Source organism: Actinokineospora spheciospongiae (assembly GCF_003182415.1).
Taxonomy (GTDB): domain Bacteria; phylum Actinomycetota; class Actinomycetes; order Mycobacteriales; family Pseudonocardiaceae; genus Actinokineospora; species Actinokineospora spheciospongiae.
Window position 1 is genome coordinate 651,044 of record NZ_QHCP01000001.1, and the last position, 23,064, is coordinate 674,107.

Consider the following 23,064-nt stretch of genomic DNA (forward strand, 5'->3'; position numbering starts at 1 on the left):
GCGACGACTGCGATCGTGGTCGCCGCACGGGAGGTGCCCCGTGCGGCGGCGGTGGTCGCCGATGTCGTCGACCCGGCTGCGGTGCGCGGGCCGGAGGTTTTGCTGGAGCCGCTGCGCGCGGACGGGCCGGTGGTGCGGGTGCGCACCGGCGACCTGTGGGAGGCGGTGGGCACGGCGATCACTCGACAGGTCATCAAGGCCGGGCATGCCCGCAAGTTGCACCGCGCCTTCTGCGAAGCCCACGGCACGCGCACGGACACCGTCGCCGGACCAGCCTGGGCGTTCCCGCGGCCGGAAGTCGTCCTGACCTTGTCGGACGAGGACTTCGCCGGGCTCGGGATGACGTTCTTCCGCACAGCGCTGCGAGCCGCGGCAGAAGCGGTCAGCAAGCACCACCAGGACTGGGCGGGCCTGCCGGGCGCCGACCTGGTCGCCGCGCTGCGCACGATCCGGCGGATCGGCCCCTGGACGGCGCACGCCGCCGTGGCCGACCACACCAACCGCTTCGATTTCTACCCGTACTCGGACTTGGCCGTGCGCACCTGGGCGGCCCGTCTCGCCCCCTCCGTCGACTGGCCCGCCGACGACGCCGGGTTCGCCGCCCGGTGGCTGTCGATGGCCGGGGAGCACCTGTCCGATCTGACCTTGTTGACCTTGGCCTGGGGAGTTCGCCATGCACAAGGGGTCGCCGTGTAACCCCTCTTCGTCCACCTCCTTCCACTACATCTCCGGTGCCGATCCGACGCGCCCCGTCGACGTCGTGTTCGTCAACGCTCCGCTGCGGGACTACGAGCAGCGCCCGCGGGTGAACGACTTCACCCTGCCGGTGCTGGGCATGGCCTACATCGCCACCGTCGCCTCCCGCGCCGGGTTCAACGTCGGCGTCCTCGACGCCGAGGCGCACGGCCTGGGCATCGCCCGCACCGCCGACCTGGTCAACACCATCGCGCCGCGGTGGGCCGGGTTCAACCTGCTGGCACCGACCTACGAGATCAGCGCGCGCATCGCCTCCGCTCTCGACCCGGACATCAAAGTGCTGCTCGGCGGCCACCAGGCCAAGGCCATGCCCGCCCGCATCCTCACCGACCCGCGCATGCACCGCTGCGAGGCCCTGGTCCTCGGCGAAGGCGAGAGCAGGGTGCAACGCCTGCTGCACGATCACCGCGACCGCGCCTGCCTGCCCGCGGTGATGTGGCGAGACCCCATCACCCGCACCCCGGTCACCGGCGGCATGCCCGGCACCAGCCACCTGCTGGCACCCGACATCGACGCGCTCCCGTTCGTGGACCGCCGCTTCCTCACCCAGGACCCCCACCCCGACCGGGGCAGGCTCGAAGCGAACATGGTCGGCGCCCGCGGCTGCCCGTACGACTGCAGCTTCTGCGGTGCGGCGGTCAGCGCCAACCCCGACGTCACCATCCGCACCCGCAGCGCGGACGACATCCTCGCCGAGATGCACGAACTGCGCGGCACCGGTGTGACCGCGTTCCGCTTCGTCGACGACCTGTTCCTCGGCGCCCGCCGGGTCATCCGGACCATGGCCGACGCCTTCGGTTCCGAGAACATGGGTGACTGGGCGGCATGGGACGCCACCGGACGCATCAACGTCCTGCACCGCGAACCCGACAACATCCTCGACACGCTGCGCACCAACGGGCTGCGCGAGGTCGCACTGGGCATCGAGTCCGGCAGCGAGCGCATGCTGGACCTCATCGACAAGCGCATCGACCCCGACATCACCCTGAGCGTCGTGCGACGGCTGACCGAGCGCGGGATCAACGTCAAGGGCTACTTCATCCTGGGTCTGCCCACCGAGACCAGCGACGAGGTCGACGCCACCGTGGACTTGGTGCACCGGCTCTGGGACACCACCGAGAACCACCCGGGAACCTTCCGGGCCTCGGCGTTCGAGTACCGGCCCTACCCCGGCACCCCGGACTGGACCCGGCTCATGGCCACCGGCCGCTACAGCGAGGACCAACTGCTCGACTACACCGCCGTCGACCTCACCGCCGACGGCGCGGAGGAGTCCATGCGCGAACGCGACGAGTTCAACTTCTCGGTCAACCTCCAGTTCAGCGCCGCGCCCTTGGACTACGTGCGCACCACACTCATCGCCCTGACCCGCGCCCAACACGACCGCAAAGAGGCTGCCCGATGACCGGGATGCTCGTCAGCATCGACGGGCCCGCCGGTGCGGGCAAACCACCGTCATCGACCTGGTCGGACACCACCTGAGGGCCCTCGGGCACCTCGTGCACACCACGACCGAACCCTCCCGCGGGCCCATCGGCCAACTGGCACGCTCGCACGCCGACGTGCTGCACGGGTACGCCCTGGCATCCCTGGTCGCCGCCGACCGCTACCACCACCTCGACGCCGAACTGCGACCGCGACGCGACAGCGGGCACATCGTGCTGTGCGACCGCTACCTGCCCTCCACACTCGTGCTGCAACGCATCGACGGCGTGCGCTTGGACTTCCTCGAAGCCGTCAACGCCCACGTCGACCTGCCCGACCTCGCGGTCCTGCTCACCGTCGCTCCGCGCGTCGCCGCCACGAGGGTGCACGCCCGCGGCGGCGCGCACAGCCGATTCCACCAGGGGCCGAGCTCCACCGCTCAGGAGATCGTCTGCTACGAGCAGACCGCCACCTGGCTGACCGACCGCCGTGTTCCCGTCCTGCGCGTCGACACCACCACGAGCTCACCGAACGAGGTGGCCACCACAATCACCGAGGGCATCGTGGCCATGCTGTCCACCGAAAGGGTCAACCCACACCCCCGGTAGCCTGCGGGACGACCAGCTCACGCAGAGGAACACCGCGGGTATGGAAGACCAGTACACCATCATCGACGTCCACGTGCTCCTGCTCAACGACGACCACGTGCTGCTCATCAGGCGCCGGGGCGCCTATGGCGACGGGATGTGGCACCTGCCCTCCGGCAAGCTCGACCCGCACGAAGCACTGCCCGCGGGGGCCGCGCGCGAAGCCCACGAGGAGGTCGGAGTGCTCGTCGACCCCGAGGACCTCGAACACGCGGCGGTGCTGCACGTGGCCAACTCCGGCCCGACACCGCGACTCGGGGTTTTCTTCCACACCCGCCGTTGGACCGGTACCCCGACCAACCGGGAACCCGAGAAGTGCGCGGGCATCGACTGGTTCCCGCTGCACGACCTGCCCGACAACGTCATCCCGTACCCGCTGGCAGGCATCCGCGCGTTCACCTCCGGCACCCCCTTCGCCGTCATCGGTTGGGACGATTCACCCAGCAGCGGATTGCCGCGGCTGGTACCCGAGCGGAGTTGGCAAAGGCCCTGTCGTCAGTAGCCGAGACCGGTGCTGAGGTCCCGGTGTACGTCGCTATCGTCGAGCGCGTCGTCCAAGCGGGAATCGCGAGCATCGAGGTCGCCACGCAGGTCGTCGACTTCAACGCGATAGTGGACTGCGATCGCCTCGGACGGCGCGGCATGGCCGGAACACGGATGTGGGGCGGTTCACCGGGAGCCGCTACCGCGCCTCGCCGTCCTTGCCCTCCGCCTTCCGGGCCTTGCTCCGCTGCTCCTCGGCGCGCTCGCGGCAGCGGCGCAGGAACTCCGCGTCGGACTCGGCGTCACCGGCGGCGAAGCGGCCGGGTCGGTCATACTCCGGGAAGTGCGGCATCGTCCGCTCGTAGGCGCGCGGGCGGGCGGGCCCGCGGAGGGGCTTGCCCGCCACCAGCCAGACGATCGCACCCGCGAGCGGGAAGAACAGGACTATCAGGAGCCAGGCCATCTTGGGCAGGTGCCGGGTGTCGCCGTCGTCGGTGGTGATCACGTCGACGAGACAGAACAGCCACAGACCCAGGGTGAGAAGGCCGAAGAGACCGCCGAAGTAGAGCATCGCTGGAAACCCCCCATGGTTCGTGACCGCAGGGTAGCGCAATGCCGCGGACGCCGGAACGCGCGGAGTCGGCCACATGGTGAACCCGGAAACCGAGGTGCCGCGCCCGGCGCGCGTGTACGACTACCTGCTCGGCGGGGCTCGCAACCTTGTCGCAGCCCGCGCCTTCGCCGAGCGACTGGTGACGGCGAGATCCTGCCGGTCACCTATGATGAGGCCGAGCCGGTCAGCTTGACCCGGGGATTCCTCGCCGCGCCGAACCGCTTCCTGTGTCACCTGCTCACCGACGAACCCCAGTAGCCGCCAGGGTCCGTTCGGCGGGTCCGCTGCCTGGTGATCGTCTGATTGCGGATCAGCCTGCGGTGTGCCCACGCTGGTTCACCCGAGTGACCAACCGCCGAAACAAGCTGGGGCGGTGGAACTCGGCGTAGGTGTTCGCCGCGCACCCGAGTTCCGGTTCCGCGAGCGAGGGGTGGCCTGGATTTCCGGTGGCATCACGGTCACCAGCTCGGAAGGAACCGGAGCGGTGGTGGCGGTGTCGTCGTCCCAGCGGATCGCATACGCGTGGTGCCCGTGATCGTCGACTCCGGTCGCCGACTGGACCTCCTCGGCGGTGGACTGGCGGCTGTTCCTGCCCGAGCCCTGGGATGATCACAAGGCCGCCGAGGAGTAGACCGTTGCGGAGATCGCCGGGAAGCGAGCCCGCTGCGCGATCCCGGAACAGGTGGGAGCGATGGCTGCGGCGACGCGGTCCAGTTCGTAGGGGTGTGTCCAGGACAGCGCGCGGGCTGGCATCGTGCGTGCGAGGTGCGCCCACCAGTCCTCCTCCATCGGCGCCGCCGCCTGCGAAGAAGTACGTCACACCGAAGTCCAGTCGCTGGCGGACGAATCCGATGTCGGCCGCGCCGACTCGCGGTGCCTCGGTGCGCCCGACGGTCGAGGACTCGCGGCTTCAGGCGTCTCGCGGTGATGTCCTCGGTGTGCTGGCCGGTCCCGAGATCGGGAGCGTGTGACGGCCGTGGCAGCAGGAAGGAGAGAGTGGCGCCGGGAGCTGTGTGTCACTCATGGTGACCACCTCCGTCGGCCCGGTCGGCGCCTACGTACCCCGGCCACCAACGGGTGAACCGCCAGGTCGACGCCGCCGAACCGGGGGTGACGATCAACGACGCCAAGAGCCGTGCGGCTCAGTCCGTGGGCAGGCGGGCGGCCAGGGTTGCGGCGAACTCCTCGGCGCGGGCCAACTGGACCCGCAGGTCGTCGCAGCGCTGCTGGGCGGCTCGCTCGAAGTCGGCCAGGACGCCGAGGAGGGTGGCGCGTTCGCCGGGGTCGAGCGGTTCGGGGGCGTCGAGGCGGTCGGTGGCGGTGAGCAGTTCGCGCATCTGGTCGAGGGTGAAGCCCAGCGGTTTCATCCGGCGGATCACCATCAGCCGGGCGATGTCCGCCTCGGTGTAGAGCCGGAAGCCACCTCGGGTGCGCGCGGACGGGACGACCAGGCCCACCTCCTCGTAGTGGCGGATTGTGCGCAGTGACAACTCGGTGCGGGTGGCCACCTCACCGATGTGCACGTGTCCGCCCACCACTGCCACCCCCCGTCGCGCCGGGGGCGGTGTCACCGCTCACACCCGGTCAATCCCTATTCTAACGTGAGGGTAGGGTTCGCCGGGTCGGTCGGGTCGCCACTCCGAACCGCAGTCCACCCGCGCCCCACCCGGGCGACCCGAGCACGACAGGTTCCTCCCTTGACGACACCACCGCCGACGCCCCTGCCCACCCCGTCCCGGCGCAGGCCCGCGTGGCTGACGCCGAAGGTGCTGCGCACCGAGGTCCTTTCCGGACTGGTGGTCGCGTTGGCGCTCATCCCCGAGGCCATCTCGTTCTCCATCATCGCGGGCGTCGACCCCCGGGTGGGGCTGTTCGCCTCGTTCACCATGGCCGTGGTCATCGCGTTCGTCGGCGGGCGGCCCGCGATGATCTCCGCCGCCACCGGGGCCATCGCCCTGGTCGTCGCCCCGCTCGCCCGGGAGCACGGCTTCGGGTACCTGGTGGCGACGGTGATCCTCGGTGGGCTGATCCAGGTCGTGCTTGGCTCCCTCGGGGTGGCCCGGCTGATGCGGTTCGTGCCGCGCAGCGTCATGGTCGGGTTCGTCAACTCCCTGGCGATCCTGATCTTCCTGGCCCAGGTGCCGGAACTCGTCGACGTGCCGTGGCCGGTGTACCCGTTGGTCGGCGCGGCGCTGCTGCTGATGGTGTTCTTCCCCCGGCTCACCCGGGCCGTGCCCGCCCCGCTGGTGTCGATCGCGGCGCTGACCGCGCTCACCGTGGGCGCCGGGATCGCCGTGCCGACCGTCGGCGACAAGGGCGAGCTGCCGTCCTCGCTGCCGGTGCCCGGCCTGCCCGACGTGCCGTTCACCCCGGCCACCCTCGCCGTCATCGCGCCGTACGCGCTGGCGTTCGCGCTGGTCGGGCTGATGGAGTCGCTGATGACCGCGAAGCTGGTCGACGACATCACCGACACCCACTCCGACAAGACCCGCGAGTCCATCGGCCAGGGGATCGCCAACGTCGTCACCGGGTTCTTCGGCGGCATGGGCGGCTGCGCCATGATCGGCCAGACGATGATCAACGTGAAGGCGGGCGGCGCCCGCACCCGCCTGTCGACGTTCCTCGCCGGGGCGTTCCTGATGGTGCTGTGCATCGCGTTCGGGCCGCTGGTGTCCGACATCCCGATGGCCGCCCTGGTCGCGGTGATGGTGCTGGTCGCGTTCGGCACCTTCGACTGGCACTCCGTCGCCCCCGCCACGCTGCGGCGCCTGCCCGCCGGGGAGATCGGCGTCATGGTCGTCACCGTCGCCGTCGTGGTGGCGACCGACAACCTGGCGATCGGGGTGGTGGTCGGCAGCATCACCGCGATGGTGATCTTCGCCCGCCGCGTCGCGCACCTGGTCGAGGTGACCCCGCTGCCCGACCCGGACGGCGGCCGGGTCGTCTACGCGGTGACCGGCGAGCTGTTCTTCGCCTCCAGCAACGACCTGGTGTACCGGTTCGACTACGCGGGCGACCCCGACCGGGTCGTGGTCGACCTGACCGCCGCGCACATCTGGGACGCCTCGTCGGTCGCCGCGCTGGACGCGATCACCACCAAGTACGCGGCCTGCGGCAAGACCGTGGAGATCGTCGGCCTGAACACCCCGAGCGCGACGATGCACGGCAGGCTCACCGGGGAACTCGCCGGGAACGGCTGAACCCGACCGGGTGACACCCGGTTCAAGCCGGTCGCCGGGCGGGAACCCCCGGACCGTCCTCACCGGACCCCGAGGCGGCGGTCAGGGCGGAGGTCGAGGCGGCGCAGCACCGGCGGTCCTCGTCCCGCGCCCGCGCGTCGGCGGCCCGGGTGGACCCGCCCGCCCCGACAGCGACCCACAGAGGAGCACTCGTTGCCAACCCGTAGGGCTCTCGCCGCCTGCGCCGTCACCGCAGGCCTCCTGGGTGGCGCCACCGCGCTCGCCGCCGCCGCCCCGCCCGCCGCCACGGCCGACGCGCCGTGGGCCCTGGTCGCCCGCACCACCGCCGAGTGCCTCGGCACCCCCACCACCGAGCTGCCCGCCCTGCCCGGCCTCGCCGCGATCGAGGTCCCCCGCGACCTGGCCCGGTTGCAGGCCCCGGGCAGCGGCACCTGCTTCGCCGAAGCCGCCGCCGCCGCGACCAACCCGATCAAGGCCCTGGTCGACCAGGCGACGGCCCCGGCGGGCGCCCGCGCCGCCGCCCCGACCGCCCTGATCGGTGAACTCCTCACCGACCCGTGCGCGGGCACCCGGGTCAAGTCCGGCATCAAGGCCGTGACCGCGCTGGTGGACGTCGGTGCGAAGGACACCGCTGTCCTGGGCAGCCCGGAGAAGGTGGACTGCGTCCGGAACTCGGCCGAACCGGCGGCCGAACCGCTGCGGAACCTGATCACCAACGGCGCGGGGCAGTCGTCCCCGGCACCGACCTCGGCCGCGTCCTCGTCGGCGCCGAGCAGCTCCGGCACGTCCCCGGCCCGGCCGACGTCGTCGCCGCCGACGGGTTCCAGCGCCCCCTGACCCGGCCGGTCGCCCGGGTCGCCGCCGCTCAGTCCCGGCGGGTCGCGACGACCTGGGTGACCACGGCGCACAGCAGCAGCACCACCACGGCCACGACCGCGCTCCACGCGGTCGTGGCCAACACGCCCGCGGTGGCCGACTCGGTGCGCGCGAGCAGCAGGACCAGCGGGTTGATCGGCGGCAGCCCGCGCGTGAGCAGCACGACGACCAGCAGCAGCAGCGCGGCCAGCAGCGACCACCCCGGCCTGCGGATCACCAGCCGCGAGGTGACCATGCCGATGGCGGTGCCCAGGCAGGCCGCGGCCAGCAGCGCCAGCGCGCCGGTCGCCAGGTCCAGGGCGGTGACCCGGTCGTTGCCCAGCACCCCGGGCAGCACCACCACCAGCCCGGCCAGCACCGCCGAGGTCAGCAGCACCACGACGACCACCGCGACCAGCAGCGCCCAGGAGCGGCCGGTGTTCACGGCGGTGATCGCGCGCTGCACCGGGTCCTCCACGGCGATCAGCGCGGCGGTCGACCACGCGGAGCAGACCACCGCCACCGCGGTCATCGGCGCGAAGATCGGCACCACCGGCTGCGCGCCCGCGTCGTTGGCGAACAGGGCCATGCACGCGATGAACACCAACGCGGGCGGCAGGTACCGCTGGGAGTGGAACATGACCGCGGCGGTGTAGCGGACGAGGGCGATCACCGGAGCCCCCCGTGTTCCGGTCGGTGCGCACGGGCCGCCTCGTCCACCCGCACCACCGACCACCCCTGCCGCAACGCGGCCAGCAGGAACCCGTCGGCGTGCTCACCGGCCACCCGCACCACGACGAGACCACCGTCGTCGCGCGCGTCGAACACCCCGCGCAGCAGCGGGTCGGCCAGCGGTGGCCCCGGCAGCCGGGGCGGGCGCAGCACCACGCGGGTGACGGCGACCCGGTCGGCGGGGTCGACGTCCACCACCGAGGCGCGCCCCTCCCGCACCTGGCAGACGCGGTCCGCGGTGATCGCCACCACGGACTCGCGGTGGTCGGTGAACACCACCGCGCCGCCCTCCGCCGCGACCTCGGCGATCACCTCGCCCAACACCCCGTGCGCGGCGCGGTCCAGGCCGGACCACGGCTCGTCCAGCGCGAGCAGCGCGGGTGGCACCACCAGGGCCTGCGCCACCGCCACCTTCTGCAGGTTCCCCTTGGACAACCCGCGCAGGGGGGTGTCGGCGCCGCCGACGAGCGCGAGCCGATCCAGCAGCCCCGACCCGCGCTCGACGGCCTCGGCCGTGCCCAGCCCGCGCAGCCTGCCCATGTGCGCCAGGTACGAGCGGGCGGTCAGCCGCTCGTCGGACGGGAAGCGCTCCGGCACGTACCCGACCTGCCGCGGCCGGTCGAGCACCCGCCCGCTGCTCGGGCGGGTCGCGCCCACCACGATCCGCAGCAGGGTCGACTTGCCAGAGCCGTTGCCCCCGGTCACGGCCAGCACCTCACCGGGCACGAGGTCTAGGTCCACCCCGCGCAGCACCGGCCTGCCGCCGGAGTACCGCTTGCCGACACCACGCAGCCGCACGGACGCCCCTCCCACCGCGGTGCGCCACCGGTCTGCGATCGGTGTGCGCCGGGGGGCCGACCCTAGGACATGGTCGGTGAGGACGGGGTGTGACCCCGGGGGTCAGACCCGGGTGTCGTCGAAGTAGGTGCGGCGGGAGAGGATGAGGGCGCCGTGCTCGCCGGGTGGGTGGGCGACGGTGTCGAAGAAGTCGCTGAACCTGAGGTCCACTGTGGACCCGTCGCGCAGTGACCCGGTGAACCGGCCCTCCACCGCGGCCTGCTCGCCCGACCGGAACACCGACAGGGTGTGGTGGCGGCCGTGGTCGACCAGGCGGGTGGAGCGGTAGAAGGCCCGGAGGTCGACCAGCCCGGTGATCGTCGGGTAGCCGGGGCGCTTGTAGCGGATGTCGTCGTGGAAGAGGTCGAACAGGGTGGGATCGCCGGAGTCGACTCGGACGTAGTACGAGTGGACCAGGGCTGTGATGGCGTCGATGTCGGATCTCCTCGCCGCTGCGGTCCCCGACCGAACCGCCAGACCCTAGCCGAGCCCGCGCCCCGGCCGATAGCGCCGAACGGACGCTGGGCAAGGGTTCCGCACCGTTCCAAGTGGGCTCGGGATTGGCTGTTGTCCGACGGGGGCTCGGGCGCTTAGGGTCGGTCGTGACCAAAAAACCAGAACGGTCAAACGTCCTGGGGGCGCTCGGGTGAGCGACACCGGGGCCGACCACGCCGAGCGCGCCGAACGCATCCTGGACGCGGCGGGCGGGCTCATCCTGCGGTGGGGCTACCAGCGGGTGACGATGCAGGACGTCGCCCGCACCGCCGGGGTCGGCAAGGGCACGCTCTACCTGCACTGGCGCACCAGGGAATCGCTGTTCGTCGCGGTGCTGCTGCGCGAGTCCATCGCCATGGTCGACGCGCTGCTGGACCGGATGCGGGCCGACCCCGAGGTCGTGCTCCTGCACCGGATGCAGCGGGTGTGCTTCGAGGTGGTGCTCGACCGGCCGCTGCTGCGCGCGGTCTACAGCGGCGACGGCGAGCTGCTGGGCAACCTGGCCCGGCACGCGAGCACCATGGACGAGGGCAGGCAGGACGCCTTCCTGCGCTCCTACCTCGCCCGGTTGCGCGAGCACGGCCTGGTGCGCGCGGACACCGACCTCGACGACCAGGCGTACGCGGTGAATTGCGTCATCACCGGGTTCAACCTCACCGGCCCGGTCACCGCCGACGACGTGCCCGCCTCGGACGCCCGTCGCGCCCGGGCGCTGGCGAACACGCTGCGGGCGGCCTTCGAGCCCGATCGGCGGCCCGACGCGCGGGTGCTGCGGCAGCTCGCCCCCCGGGTGATCGCCGACCTGGAGGAACTGCGGGACGCCCACGCCCGCCACCGGTTCGGCGACCGCCGACCCGACAGCCCGCTCGGCAGCACGACCCCGAGCGCGACCGACACGACCGCGGGCACCGCCCGCTGAGAGGAAACCATGACCTCCTTATCCAACGGCCCCCGTCCCACCGAGCCCGCCGACCTGGTCGACCTGTTCACCCGGCTGGCCCACCACCGGGCCCACGAGCCGGTCGTGTTCAACGAGAGCATCCAGGCGTGGGAGGCGTTCAGCCACCAGGACGTCACCCGCATCCTGGCCGACCCGGCGACGTTCTCCAGCGACATGTCCGCCCTGGTGCCCAGCGACCCGGACATCGACAAGATCGCCAAGGGCAACCTGATCAGCATCGATCCGCCCCTGCACCGGCAGATGCGCGGTCTGGTCAGCAAGGCCTTCACCCCGAAGTTCGTCGCCGAGCTGGCACCGCGCATCACCGAGGTCACCGCGGAACTGCTCGACGGGCTGGCCGGGCGCGAGCGGTTCGACCTGGTCCACGAGCTGAGCTACCCGCTGCCGGTCATCGTGATCTCGGAGATGATCGGCATCCCCAGCTCCGACCGGGAGACCTTCCAGCGCTGGGCCGACGTCCTGCTCAACAACGAGCCCCCGGCCGACGAACCGCTGCTCGACGCCCTCGGCGACCAGGTGGCCGCGATCGCGCCCACGGTCCGGGAGATGGGCGCCTACATGCTCGAGCACGTGCGCAGGCGCCGGGTGAAGCCGACCGACGACCTGGTCACCGCGCTGGTCGACACGCAGGTGGACGGGCGCTCGCTGGACGACGACGAGATCGTCTGGTTCACCGCGCTGCTGCTGCTGGCGGGCCACATCACCACGACCGCGCTGCTCGGCAACACCCTGCTGTGCCTGGACTCGGCGCCGGAGGTGGTCGAGGACCTGCGGGCGGACCGCGACCTGGTGCCGGGGATGCTGGAGGAGGTGCTGCGGATGCGCCCGCCGTTCACCAAGCTGGCCCGGCTCACCACGGCCGACGTCGAGCTGAGCGGCACGACGATCCCGGCCGGGCAGATCGTGTTCGCGTGGCTGGCCTCGGCCAACCGGGACGAGTCGGTGTTCACCGACCCCGAGGTCTTCGACCCCCGGCGCGAGTCCGCCAAGCAGGCGGGGTTCGGCCACGGCATCCACTTCTGCCTGGGCGCCCCGCTGGCCCGGCTGGAGGCCAAGATCGCGGTGAACATGCTGCTGGACCGCTACCGCGACATCCGGGTGGACCCGCAGGGGGAGATCGACTTCTTCGACGTGCACGCGCTCCTGGGCGCCAAGTCGGTGCCCGTGCTGGTCCAGCCCCGCTGACCCGACTCACCCGAATGGCCCGGCAGGCACACCCGCCTGCCGGGCCATTCGCACGTGCAGACAACTGTGCCACGCATCACTCTCCGATCGGTTAGAGTGAGCCTCAAGTTGGGTAACCCGAGGTTGTCGCCCCCTCGCGTGGGCGGGACGGAGTGGTTGTCGGTGCAACCGACACCGGGACCGGCCCGCGTGGGTCGCGGCACACTTCGACGGGAGGGCGTTTCTTTCAGGTGGTGTGATCGTTCGTGCGGCCGAGGGGGTCGTGTCCAATCACCAGGAGCGGCCCGCGCCCGCGCAGTCGTGGGCTGCTGTTTTCCTGCGCGAGTCCCGGGGTGGACCGCGCATTCATTCATGAGTCGCTTCCGCGTACCCCACCGGCTGTGTGCTTTCGCCGGTCGATTTCCCGGCTCGATCGCTGCGGCGCATTGGTCGAATGTGCATCGAGTGCCGCGGTTTGCATATGACTGACAAGTTGCGGGCCAACGCGTGAATTATTCACGTCTTCAATGTGAATGAGTTTCCGGAGTGTGGCGACACGCCGATGCGTCTGCGGACGCCGGTTCCTTTGCGGCAATCGGGTGATGAAAACTCACAAAGCCACGTTGTCACGCTTTTGTGAGGACGTGGCACGTTTATGTCCGGTGGTCGCGCCACCGGTGGGCTCGACTCGGGGGAGCGCGGGTGGTCCCGTGGTGGGCCGCAGGGGCGGGCGGGTGGCCCGGGCGCGGGCGCGCCCGGACCACCGCGGGCCCGCGGTGGTCGTCACGCACCCATGGCCGCGCGCAAACTCGCAGGTCGCATGTCGGTCCACTCGGCCTCGATGTAGTCGAGCGCGGCCTGCCTGCTGTCCGGCCCCCGGCGCACGTGCCAGCCCGCCGGGACGTCGACGAACTCCGGCCACAGGCTGTGCTGACCCTCGTCGTTGACCAGCACCAGGTAGTTCGCGTCATCGGATTCGAATGGGTTGCTCATCGCGCGAGATCCTTCTGTTGGTTTCCGGGGAGCGGTGCGGGGAGGAGCTCCGGGCTGCTTCGACAGCGAGCCGATGAAGTGTAGCGAAGTCGCCGTGCGGTGTGCGACCTGTCGGGAGACGAGCCGGGAACGGCTTCGGGTGTTGCTGCCGGTGAATTGCGGTTCGACGCCCGGGGAGGTGGTGCGCGACAGCACACGAAAAACTGGGCGTGGTCGTTGGTTATTTACGACAAAACGAGCGATCGGACCGACTTAATGAGGAGGAAATGTTGCTCCGATCGGCGGTAGCAAATTCTTCCGCCGGTCACCAGGATGGGCTGATCCCCCGAGTGCGTCGAGTGGAAGGGGACGTGCACATGTCCTTCACACCCACGGAGTGGCGACCCCTTGCCCGATCAGTTCGATACGACCGACGCAGACAGACTCGACATGTCCGTTGATTCCCTCAACCTTTCCGCGATGCTCGGCGAACTCGCCGGGGAACACCGCGTACCCGGCGCCGCCCTCACCGTGCGCCTGCGGGGTGCGACCACCTCGGTGGTGACCGGCTGTGACCGCCACGAGGGCGGGCGCCCGGTGACCACCGCGACCAGGTTCCCGATCGCCTCGGTCACCAAGGCCGTCACCGCCACCCTCGTCATGGTCCTGGCCGCCGACGGTGACCTCGACCTCGACGAGCCGATCGGTCCGCACGTCCCGCAACTGCGGGAGCACCCGGTGGCCGCCGCGACGCCGCGCCAGTTGCTCAGCCACACCGGCGGGCTGGCCGCCGCGGGTGCCACCGATCCCGCGCACACCGCCTCGCCCCTGCGCTACCTGGTGGAGCACGCGCGCTCGACGGACCTCGTCCTCCCGCCCGGCTCGGGCTTCTCCTACTCCAACGCGGGCTACGTCCTCGCCGGGCACCTCATCAGCGACGTCACCGGCATGTCCTGGGCCGAAGCGGTGCGGACCGTCCTGCTGACCCCGCTGGGCATCCGCCCGGCGTTCGTGGTCGGGGCGGGCCCCGGCGAGGAGGACTTCGCCCCCGGTCACGTCGTCGGCGGGCTCGACGGCCGGACCAGGCCGGTCCGGCAGACGCTGTCGGCAGCGGAGGCCGCCGCGGGCGCGCTCGCGCTCAGCGCCGACGACCTCGTGGCCTTCGCCCGCCTGCACACCGAGGCCGCGGCCGCGGACCCGGACCTCGACGGGCTGCTGCCCGCCGCGACCGCCCGGGCGATGCGCGAGCCCGCACCCGCGGCCGAGCCCTACGGGTTGGCGGCGGGCTGGGGCCCGGGGCTGGCGGCGTTCACCGACGGTGGCCCGCCGTGGTGGGGCCACGACGGCACCGGCGACGGGACCTCGGCCCACCTGCGCATCCAGCCCGAGCAGGACGCGGTGGTGGCGCTGGTGACCAACGCCAGCACCGGCGCCGCGCTCTGGCGGGCGCTGGTCGGCGAGCTGCGCGCGCTCGGCGTCCCCGTCGCCGACCAGGGGCCACCCCCCTCCGGCCCGCCGCACCCACCGCCCGCCGAGTGCGTGGGCAGCTACCGCAACGGCGCCACCGAGTACCTGGTCGGCGACGACGGGGACCAACTGAGCCTCGCGGTCGACGGGGTCGCGGTGGCGGTCCTGCGGTTGCGACCGGACCTCGGCTTCACCATGCACGACACCGTCTCCGCGGGCCCCCCGCACGAGGGGCGGTTCCTGCGCGACCCGGTCACCGGCCGCGTCGACCGGCTCCAGGTCACCGGCCGCCTGGCCAGCCGCGCGGCCCCCGCCGCGGCGCCCGCGCACCAGCCCTGACGCCTTGCCCCGCGCCCGACCGCACCGGCGGGCACCCACGACCTCGGCCGCAGACGGCACCTCTCGGACAAAGGAGCGGCGATGCGCGACGCGCGCACGTACCCGACCACCACCCTGGCGGGCGACCACGCATCCCCCGGCACCCTGGCCGACCTGGTCGAGGCCCAGACCCGGCGCACCCCCGACGCCGCGGCGGTCATCCACGACGGCGGGCAGCTCAGCTACGCCGAACTCGACGACCGGGCCAACCGGCTGGCCAGGGCGCTGCTGCGCCGGGGCGCGGGCCCGGAGCGGATCGTGGCCCTGGCGCTGCCGCGCTCGGTCGACATCATCGTGGCCGAGCTGGCCGTGGCGAAGTCCGGCGCGGCCTTCCTGCCGGTGGACCCGACCTACCCGGCCGACCGGATCGCGTTCATGCTCGACGACGCCCGGCCCGTGCTGGTGCTCACCCGCTCCGACGTGGCGTCCTCGGTCCCCGCCGACGTGACCGCCGTGCTGGTGGACGCCGACGACGTTCGCGCCGAACTCGACCGCACCCCCGGCACCCCCGTCGAGGACGCCGAGCTGCCCGCCGGGCGGCACCCGGCGCAGCCCGCCTACCTGATCTACACCTCCGGTTCGACCGGCAAGCCCAAGGGCGTGGTGGTCACCCACCGCGGTCTGGCGTCCTTCTCCGCCGCCGAGATCGAGCACTTCGGCGTCGTCGAGGGCGACCGGGTGCTGGAGTTCGCCTCGCCCAGCTTCGACGCGTCGGTGCTGGAGCTGTGCATGTCGCTGCCCGCGGGCGCGGCCCTGGTGGTGCCGCCGCCGGGCCCGCTGCTCGGCGACGCGCTGGCCGAGGTCATGGCCGACGGCGAGATCAGCCACACCCTGATCCCCCCGGTGGCGCTGGCCACCATGCCGGTCGTGCCGCTGCCCGGGCTGCGCACGCTGATCGTCGGCGGCGAGGCGTGCACCGCGGACCTGGTGAACCGCTGGGCCCCGGGCAGGCGCATGATCAACGCCTACGGCCCCACCGAGTCCACTGTGGTCGCCACCTGGAGCGAGCCGCTGGAGCCCGGCCGGGGAACGCCGATCGGCCGCCCGATCCGCGACACCGAGGTCCACCTGCTCGACGACAAGCTGGCCCCGGTCCCCGTCGGCTCGCCCGGCGAGCTGTACGTGGCCGGGCCCAGCCTGGCCCGCGGCTACCTGGGCCGGTCCGCGCTGACCGCGCAGCGGTTCGTGGCCAACCCCCACGGCGCCCCCGGTGAGCGGATGTACCGCACCGGCGACATCGCCCGCTGGGGCGCGGACGGCCAGTTGGAGTTCGTGGGCCGGGCCGACCACCAGGTCAAGATCCGCGGCTTCCGGATCGAACCGGGTGAAATCGAGGCCGTCCTGGCCGAGCGGCCGGGGATCAGCGCCGCCGTGGTCGTCCCGCGCGAGGACCAGCCCGGGGTCAAGCGCCTGGTCGCGTACGTGACCCCGGTGGGCGACGTCGCCTCGGTCGACGTGGCGGGCCTGCGGGCCGCCGCCGCGGCGGCCCTGCCGGACTACATGGTCCCCGCCGCGTTCGTCGTGCTGGAGCGGTTCCCGCTGACCCCCAACGGCAAGCTGGACCGCGCGGCGCTGCCGTCCCCCGCCTCCGGCACCCGGCGGGTCACCGGCGACCTGGCGCGCACCGACCTGGAGCGGACCATCGCGGGCGTCTGGGCCGACGTGCTCGGCGTCGACGCGGTCGGCGCGCACGAGGACTTCCTCGCCGTCGGCGGCGACTCCGTGCAGGCCTTCCGGGTGCTCGCGCGGCTGCGCAGCGCGCTGGGCGTCGAGCTGTCGGCCCGCGCGGTGTTCGACACCAGGACCGTCGCCGGGCTCGCGGAGCTGGTCGCAGGCGGCGCGGCCACCAGGTCGGGCGGGGTCATCCCCACCGTCGCGCGGGACGAGCCGCTGCCGCTGTCCTCGGCTCAGCGCAGGCTGTGGTTCGTCGACCAGTTCGCCCCCGGCGGCACCGAGAACAACACCGGCATCGGCCTGCGCCTCACCGGCGCGCTGGACACCGCCGCGCTGGGCCGGGCCCTGGCCGAGCTGGTGCGCGGGCACGAGTCGCTGCGCACCACGTTCGAGTCCGCCGACGGGCACGGCGTGCAGGTGGTGCACCCGTCGGGGCACCTGCCGCTGCGCGAGGTCGACCTGTCCGCCGTCCCCGCCGCCGAACGCCCGGCGGCCCTGGAGGCGGTGCTGGCCGAGCACGGCGCGCAGCCGTTCGACCTCGGCACCGGCCCGCTGGCGCGGGCGCTGCTGGTCCGGCTCGATGCCGCCGAGCACGTGTTCGCGCTGCACCAGCACCACATCATCACCGACGGCTGGTCGGTGCGGATTCTCATCGACGAACTCGTGGACCTCTACGGCGCGTTCCGCCTCGGCGAGGAGCCCGCGCCGGTCCGGCGGGCGGTCGACTACGCGGACTTCGCCGCCTGGCAGCGCGGTCGGCTCGACGACGGCACCCTGGACGAGGACCTGGCCTACTGGCGCGAGCAGCTCGCCGGGCTGGTGCCGCTGGACCTGCCCACCGACCGCCCGCGCCCCCCGGTGCGCACGTCCGCGGGCGCGATCCGCCGCCGGGCGCTGCCCGCCGACCTGGTCGAGCGGCTGACCTCGGTCGCCAGGGAGAACGACGCGACGCTGTTCGCCAACCTGGTCGCCGCGGTGCAGCTCCTGCTGACCCGCCACACCGGGCAGCGCGACATCGCGGTCGGCGCGGCCACCTCCGGCCGCGGTCGCGCCGAGTGGGAGCAGGTCGTCGGGTTCTTCGTCAACACCGTCGTGCTGCGCTCCACCGTGGACGAGGAGCGGTCGTTCAGCGACCACCTCGCGCGGGTGCGGGAGACCGTGCTGTCGGCCTTCGCCCACGACGAGCTGCCCTTCGACCGGCTCGTGGACCTGTTGCAGCCCGAGCGCGACGCCGCGGCCAGCCCGCTGGTGCAGGCCCTGGTGGTGCTCCAGGAGGACTGGGCGGGCAGCCGCGCCGCGGCCGGGCTGGACATCGAGGAGCAGGACCTGCCCCGCCCGTCGGCCCGCTTCGACCTGGTCGTGGAGTTCTGGCCCAAGGACGGCGCGCTGAACCTGGTGGTGGAGTACAACACCGACCTGTTCGACGCGGCCACCGTCGACCGCATCGCCGGGCGGCTGCACGTGCTGCTGGAGGCGGTGGCCGCGGCGCCGCAGCGGCGGATGGCCGAGCTCGGGGTCATGCCCGACGACGAGCGCGCGCAGATCCTGGGTCCTTGGAGCGGGTCGTCGCCGGAGCCGGACGAGTCCAGTGTGGACGTTTCGGTGCCCGCGGTGTTCTCCCGCGTCGCGGCGGCCACCCCGGACGAGGTCGCGGTGGTGGGGGACTCCGGGTCGCTGACCTACCGCGAGTTGGACGAGCGGTCCGACCGGCTGGCGCACCGCCTGGTGGCGGCGGGCGTGCGGCCGGAGGACCGGGTGGGCCTGCTGGCCGAGCGGTCCGCGCACTACCTGGTCGTCGTCCTCGCCGTGCTCAAGGCGGGGGCCGCCTACCTGCCGCTGGACCTGCGCGCCCCGCGCTCGCGGCTGCGCAGGCTGCTCGACGAGGCCGGGGTGCGGTTGGTGATCCGCGACGCCGCGCTCGCCGACGTGGCCGCCGACCTGCACGACGGCCCCACCCTCGACTCCGCCGACACCGGTGCCGACGTGCCGGTGGGCGCCCCGGGCACCCGGCCGCTGCCCCGGCAGTTGGCCTGCGTGCTCTACACCTCCGGCTCCACCGGCACCCCCAAGGGCGTGGCGGTGACCCACCAGGACATCGTCCGGCGGGTGGCCGACGCGCACTTCTCCGGCGGCGGCCACGAGCGGGTGCTGCTGCACTCGCCGCTGGCCTTCGACGCCTCCACCTACGAGATGTGGGTGGCGCTGCTGCGCGGCGGCCGGGTCGTGGTCGCCCCGCCGGTCGACCTCACCGCCGACGTGCTGCGCCGGATGGTGGCCGAGCACGGGGTCACCGGCATGTGGCTGACCGCCGGGCTGTTCCGGATGATCGCCAGGGAGGACCCGGACAGCCTGGCCGGGATGCGCCAGGTGTGGACCGGTGGCGACGTGGTGCCCGGCGCCGCGGTCCGCCGCGTGCTGGCCGCCTGCCCCGGCCTGGTCGTGGCGGACGGGTACGGCCCGACCGAGGCCACCACGTTCACCACCCTGCACCCGATGCCGTCGGTCGACGCGGTGGAGGACGTGCCGCCGATCGGCCGCCCGTTCACCGGGATGCGGATCTTCGTGCTGGACGCGAACCTGCGGCCCGTCCCCGCCGGGGTGACCGGCGAGCTGTACATCACCGGTGACGGCGTGGCCCGCGGGTACCTCGGGCGCCCGGGTGCCACGGCCGAGCGGTTCGTGGCCTGCCCGTTCGAGCCCGGCGCCCGCATGTACCGCACCGGCGACCTGGTGCGCTGGCGCGGCGACGGGGTGCTGTGCTTCGTCGGCCGCACCGACGACCAGGTCAAGATCCGCGGCTTCCGGGTCGAGGTGGGCGAGGTCGAGGAGGTCGTGACGCGCCACCCCGCCGTCGCCGAGGCCGTGGTGACCGCGCACCGGCAGCCGGACGCCTCCGCGCGCCTGGTCTGCCACCTGGTGTTCGAACCGGGTGAGCAGGCGCCGATGCCCGCCGAGCTGGTCGCGTTCCTCGCCGACGAGCTGCCCGACTACCTGATCCCGTCGTCGTTCGAGGTGCTCAGCGCGCTGCCGCTGAGCCAGAACGGCAAGGTGGACCGCCGCGCGCTGCCCGCGCCCCGGGCGGTGGGCGCGGTCGACCGCGCCCACGTCGCGCCGCGCACCCCGGCCGAGGAGGCGCTGGCCGGGCTGTGGGCCAAGGTGCTCGGGCTCGACGCGGTCGGGGTCACCGACAACTTCTTCGAGCTCGGCGGCGACTCGATCATGAGCATCCAGGTGGTGGCCGAGGCCCGCAGGCTCGGCATGGACCTGACGTCGAAGGACATCTTCCTGCACCAGACCGTCGCCGCGCTGGCACCGGTGGTCGGGTCCACCACGACCTCGGCCGAGCAGGGCCTGGTCGTCGGCGCCGCCCCGCTCACCCCCATCCAGCACTGGTTCTTCGAGCGCCACCCGGCGGGCACGACGCGGTTCAGCCAGTACCTGGACGTGGAGCTGACCCCGGGGGTGGACGAGGCGGCGCTGCGCGCGGCGCTGGCCGCGGTCCTCGCCCAGCACGACGCGCTGCGCATCCGGTTCGACCGCGAGCAGGGCGGGTGGCGGCAGTACAACGCCCCGTCCGAGGCGGGGCAGGTCTTCGCGCGGGTCGAGGTGGCCGACGAGGCGGGCACCGCCGCGGCCAAGGAGCGGCTGCTCGCCGAGCTGGACCCGGTGGCGGGCCCGCTGCTGCGGGTGGCGCTGCTCGACCGGGGCGCCGACCGGGTGCCGCTGCTGTTCCTCGCCGTGCACCACCTGGTGGTGGACGCGGTGTCGTGGCGGGTCCTGCTCGCCGACCTGGACACCGGCTACCGGCAGGCGGCGGCGGGGCGCCCGGTCGACCTGGGCGAGAAGAGCACGTCGTTCCAGGCGTGGGCCCGTCGCCTCACCGAGCACACCGCGAGCGGCGGCTTCGACTCCGAACTCGACCACTGGGCCGCGGTGTGCCCCGGCGCGGAACCCGCCCTGCCCACCGACGGCACGGGCGCCAACACCGTCGCCTCCACCCGCTCGGTGACCGTCCGACTGGACCGGGACGAGACCAGGGCGCTGCTCAACCGGGTGCCCTCGGTGTACCGCACCCAGATCAACGAGGTCCTGCTGACCGCGCTCGGCCAGGCCCTGGCCGACTGGACCGGCTCGCCGCGCGTCCTGGTCGACCTGGAGGGCCACGGCCGCGAGGAACTGTTCGACGACGTCGACCTGTCCCGCACGGTCGGCTGGTTCACCACGCTGTTCCCGGTCGCGCTGGACCTGTCCGGCAGCCAGGAGCCCGGCGCGCTGCTCAAGTCGGTCAAGGAGCAGGTGCGGGCGGTGCCCGGTCGCGGCGTCGGCCACGGCGCCCTGCGCTACCTCGGCGACCGCACCACCGGGACCGGTCAGGCGCAGGTCTCGTTCAACTATCTGGGCCAGTTCGACACCGCGGGCGTGGTGGACGGCCTCTACAGCGCCCCCGCCGGGCCGCTGGGCCTCGACGAGGACCCGGCCGCGACCAGGGCGCACCAGTTGGAGGTCGTCGGCCGCGCCGACCGCTCCGGGCTGGAGTTCACCTGGTTCCACTCCGCGGAGCTGCACGACGGGGAGACGGTGCGCGCGCTGGCCGAGGCCATGCTCGCCCGGCTGCGCGCGCTGGTCGCGCACTGCGCCGAGCCGGGGGCGGGCGGCTGCACGCCGTCGGACTTCCCGCTGGCCCGCCTGGACCAGGCCGCCGTCGACCGGATCGTCGGCACCGGCCGCACGGTCGAGGACGTCTACCCGCTGACCCCCATGCAGAGCGGCATGCTGTTCCACAGCCTCGCCCAGGAGGGCGAGGGCCTGTACCTGGAGCAGGTCACCTGCACGCTGGCCGGGGTGGGCGACCCCGCCCTGCTCGCCGACGCGTGGCAGCGGGTCGTCGACCGCACCCCCGTGCTGCGCACCGCCGTGGCCTGGGAAAACCTCCCCGAACCCGTGCAGGTGGTGCACCGCTCCGGGCGGGTGCCGGTGGCGCACGAGGACTGGACCGCGCAGCCGGAACCGTGGCGCGAGCAGCGGCTGGGCGAGCTGCTGGCCCAGGACCGCGGCGACGAGCTTGACTTCACCGCGCCCCCGCTGATGCGGCTGCGGATCGCCCGGCTCTCCGCCGACGAGGTGCGCGTGGTGTGGACCTTCCACCACCTGCTGCTCGACGGGTGGAGCGTGTTCCGGGTGCTCACCGACGTCTTCGCCGAGCACGCCCGGCTCACCGGCCACCCCGGGGCGGGCGACCCCGTGCTGCGGCGGCCGTTCCGCGACTACGTGGCCTGGCTCGGGCGCCAGGACCGCGACGCCGCGCGGGAGCACTGGAGCGGCCTGCTGTCCGGGCTGACCGAGCCCACCCCGCTGCCGGTCGACCGGGTCGCCACGACCAGCCACGGCCAGCGCTCCACCGAGCGGATCACCGTCCGGCTCTCGGAGAGCACCAGCGAGCGGGTCGCCGAGCTGGGCCGGGCCAACCGGCTGACCGGCAACGCCGTCGTGCAGGGCGCGTGGGCGCTGCTGCTCGCCGACTGCGCCGGTCAGCAGAAGGTGTGCTTCGGCAGCACCGTGTCCGGCAGGCCAGACGAGCTGCCCGGGGTGGACGAGATCATCGGCATCTGCATCAACACCATGCCGGTGCTCGCCGAGGCCGACCCGAGGGCGCGGCTGGTGCCGTGGCTGCAACGCCTGCAACTGGCGCAGGTGGAGTCGCGGCGGTTCGGCTACGTGCCGCTGAACCAACTGCGCGGGCTCAGCGGCGTCACCGGGCGGGCCAACCTGTTCGACAGCCTGGTGGTGTTCGAGAACTACCCGATCGACGACCAGGCCGCCGCCGAGCACGGGCTGCGGCTGGGCGACGTGCGCGCGGTGGAGACCACCAACTACCCGATGAGCGTCATCGTCTACCCCGGGGACCAGTTGACCTTCGCCTTCACCTACGACCCGGCCGTGTTCGACGCGGCCACCGTCGAGGAGATGGGCAGGCGCCTGGGCGTGCTGCTCGACGCCGCGGTGACCGACCCGTACCAGTCGCTGCGGACCCTGCTCGACTCCCTCGGCGAGCCGATGCGGCCCGCTGCCACCGGCAACGGTGTGGCCGTCTTCGCGGACGAGCAGGTGACGGTGGCGCGGCACCAGGCGCCGCGGACGATCACCGAGACGCTGATCGCCGAGATCTGGACCGAGGTGCTGGCGGTGGACGAGGTCGGGGTCGACGACGAGTTCTTCGCCCTCGGCGGCGACTCGATCCTCAGCCTGCACGTCACCACCAAGGTGCGCGAGACCTTCGACGTCGACATCTCGCTGCGCGAGGTCATCGGCTGCCACACCGTCGCGGCCCTGGCCCGCGCGGTCGAGGAATCCATCCTGTCCGAACTCGAGTCCGCGGCCGCGGGCGACGAGCGCAACTGACCCAGG

16 protein-coding genes and 1 pseudogene are annotated in these 23,064 nt (G+C 72.8%); 11 read left to right on the forward strand and 6 right to left on the reverse strand.

Translation table 11 applies throughout. The annotated features are described in order from the left end of the window. The first annotated feature begins 15 nt into the window (after positions 1-15). Genes DFQ13_RS02770 through DFQ13_RS02785 form a run of 4 tightly spaced genes read left to right on the forward strand, consistent with a single transcriptional unit; the run spans position 16 to position 3,330 of the window. A complete protein-coding gene (locus DFQ13_RS02770) occupies positions 16-696 on the forward strand; it encodes a DNA glycosylase family protein (protein ID WP_219994235.1) in 681 nt (226 codons plus the stop codon). Further along, complete coding sequence (locus tag DFQ13_RS02775; protein WP_110078656.1) at positions 674-2,161, forward strand: B12-binding domain-containing radical SAM protein; 1,488 nt, start codon at positions 674-676, stop codon at positions 2,159-2,161. Before DFQ13_RS02770 ends, DFQ13_RS02775 begins: the two co-directional genes overlap by 23 nt. Continuing rightward, positions 2,151-2,789, forward strand: coding sequence for a dTMP kinase (locus DFQ13_RS02780; protein WP_110078657.1), 639 nt, complete (start codon positions 2,151-2,153; stop codon positions 2,787-2,789). Before DFQ13_RS02775 ends, DFQ13_RS02780 begins: the two co-directional genes overlap by 11 nt. Positions 2,790-2,829: 40 nt before the next feature. Further along, positions 2,830-3,330 (forward strand): NUDIX hydrolase, encoded by a 501-nt coding sequence (locus DFQ13_RS02785; RefSeq protein ID WP_110078658.1) that lies wholly within the window; start codon positions 2,830-2,832, stop codon positions 3,328-3,330. A 180-nt stretch (positions 3,331-3,510) separates the two neighbouring features. Here the strand turns inward: DFQ13_RS02785 and DFQ13_RS02790 are convergent, their stop codons facing one another. Next, positions 3,511-3,882, reverse strand: coding sequence for a PLD nuclease N-terminal domain-containing protein (locus tag DFQ13_RS02790; protein WP_110078659.1), 372 nt, complete (start codon positions 3,880-3,882; stop codon positions 3,511-3,513). Positions 3,883-3,958: 76 nt separating this feature from the next. On the opposite strand from DFQ13_RS02790, the gene DFQ13_RS02795 reads away from it, so the two are divergent. Continuing rightward, on the forward strand, positions 3,959-4,117 hold the full coding sequence (locus DFQ13_RS02795; protein ID WP_110078660.1) for an SAM-dependent methyltransferase: 159 nt from the start codon (positions 3,959-3,961) through the stop codon (positions 4,115-4,117). A 949-nt stretch (positions 4,118-5,066) separates the two neighbouring features. On the opposite strand, the gene DFQ13_RS02810 is transcribed toward DFQ13_RS02795, so the two are convergent. After that, the gene (locus tag DFQ13_RS02810) at positions 5,067-5,459 is read right to left on the reverse strand and encodes a MerR family transcriptional regulator (RefSeq protein ID WP_407643120.1); all 393 of its coding nucleotides are present in this window, start codon (positions 5,457-5,459) and stop codon (positions 5,067-5,069) included. Positions 5,460-5,621: 162 nt separating this feature from the next. On the opposite strand from DFQ13_RS02810, the gene DFQ13_RS02815 reads away from it, so the two are divergent. Both DFQ13_RS02815 and DFQ13_RS32935 read left to right on the forward strand, forming a co-directional pair. Further along, positions 5,622-7,124 carry a SulP family inorganic anion transporter gene (locus DFQ13_RS02815; RefSeq protein WP_181399803.1) on the forward strand — a complete coding sequence of 501 codons (1,503 nt, stop codon included), beginning with the start codon at positions 5,622-5,624 and terminating at the stop codon, positions 7,122-7,124. Positions 7,125-7,316: 192 nt separating this feature from the next. Then, the gene (locus tag DFQ13_RS32935) at positions 7,317-7,961 is read left to right on the forward strand and encodes a hypothetical protein (protein WP_146241061.1); all 645 of its coding nucleotides are present in this window, start codon (positions 7,317-7,319) and stop codon (positions 7,959-7,961) included. Between the two features lie 28 nt (positions 7,962-7,989). Here DFQ13_RS32935 and DFQ13_RS33520 read toward each other — a convergent pair whose 3' ends face one another. The 3 genes from DFQ13_RS33520 to DFQ13_RS02835 all read right to left on the reverse strand — a co-directional run bounded on the left by DFQ13_RS33520 (position 7,990) and on the right by DFQ13_RS02835 (position 10,025). Continuing rightward, entirely contained in the window at positions 7,990-8,652 is a 663-nt protein-coding gene (locus tag DFQ13_RS33520) for a hypothetical protein (protein WP_035278878.1), read from the reverse strand. Next, positions 8,649-9,509 (reverse strand): ATP-binding cassette domain-containing protein, encoded by an 861-nt coding sequence (locus DFQ13_RS02830; RefSeq protein ID WP_110078662.1) that lies wholly within the window; start codon positions 9,507-9,509, stop codon positions 8,649-8,651. Before DFQ13_RS02830 ends, DFQ13_RS33520 begins: the two co-directional genes overlap by 4 nt. Positions 9,510-9,611: 102 nt before the next feature. Next, positions 9,612-10,025 (reverse strand): nuclear transport factor 2 family protein, encoded by a 414-nt coding sequence (locus tag DFQ13_RS02835; protein WP_084175292.1) that lies wholly within the window; start codon positions 10,023-10,025, stop codon positions 9,612-9,614. Between the two features lie 169 nt (positions 10,026-10,194). Between DFQ13_RS02835 and DFQ13_RS02840 the strand changes: the two genes are divergently transcribed. After that, entirely contained in the window at positions 10,195-10,962 is a 768-nt protein-coding gene (locus DFQ13_RS02840; protein WP_181399804.1) for a TetR/AcrR family transcriptional regulator, read from the forward strand. Positions 10,963-10,971: 9 nt separating this feature from the next. Continuing rightward, the gene (locus DFQ13_RS02845) at positions 10,972-12,189 is read left to right on the forward strand and encodes a cytochrome P450 (RefSeq protein ID WP_110078664.1); all 1,218 of its coding nucleotides are present in this window, start codon (positions 10,972-10,974) and stop codon (positions 12,187-12,189) included. 762 nt (positions 12,190-12,951) lie between these two features. Here the strand turns inward: DFQ13_RS02845 and DFQ13_RS02850 are convergent. After that, a complete protein-coding gene (locus DFQ13_RS02850; RefSeq protein ID WP_035278874.1) occupies positions 12,952-13,161 on the reverse strand; it encodes an MbtH family protein in 210 nt (69 codons plus the stop codon). A gap of 429 nt (positions 13,162-13,590) precedes the next feature. Here DFQ13_RS02850 and DFQ13_RS02855 point away from each other — a divergent pair, with 429 nt between their 5' ends. Together DFQ13_RS02855 and DFQ13_RS02860 are read left to right on the forward strand one after the other, a co-directional pair. Beyond that, entirely contained in the window at positions 13,591-14,946 is a 1,356-nt protein-coding gene (locus DFQ13_RS02855; protein WP_110078665.1) for a serine hydrolase domain-containing protein, read from the forward strand. A 135-nt stretch (positions 14,947-15,081) separates the two neighbouring features. Further along, positions 15,082-23,058 (forward strand): annotated as a pseudogene (locus DFQ13_RS02860) (amino acid adenylation domain-containing protein); the annotation flags it as partial. Between the last annotated feature and the right edge of the window lie 6 nt (positions 23,059-23,064).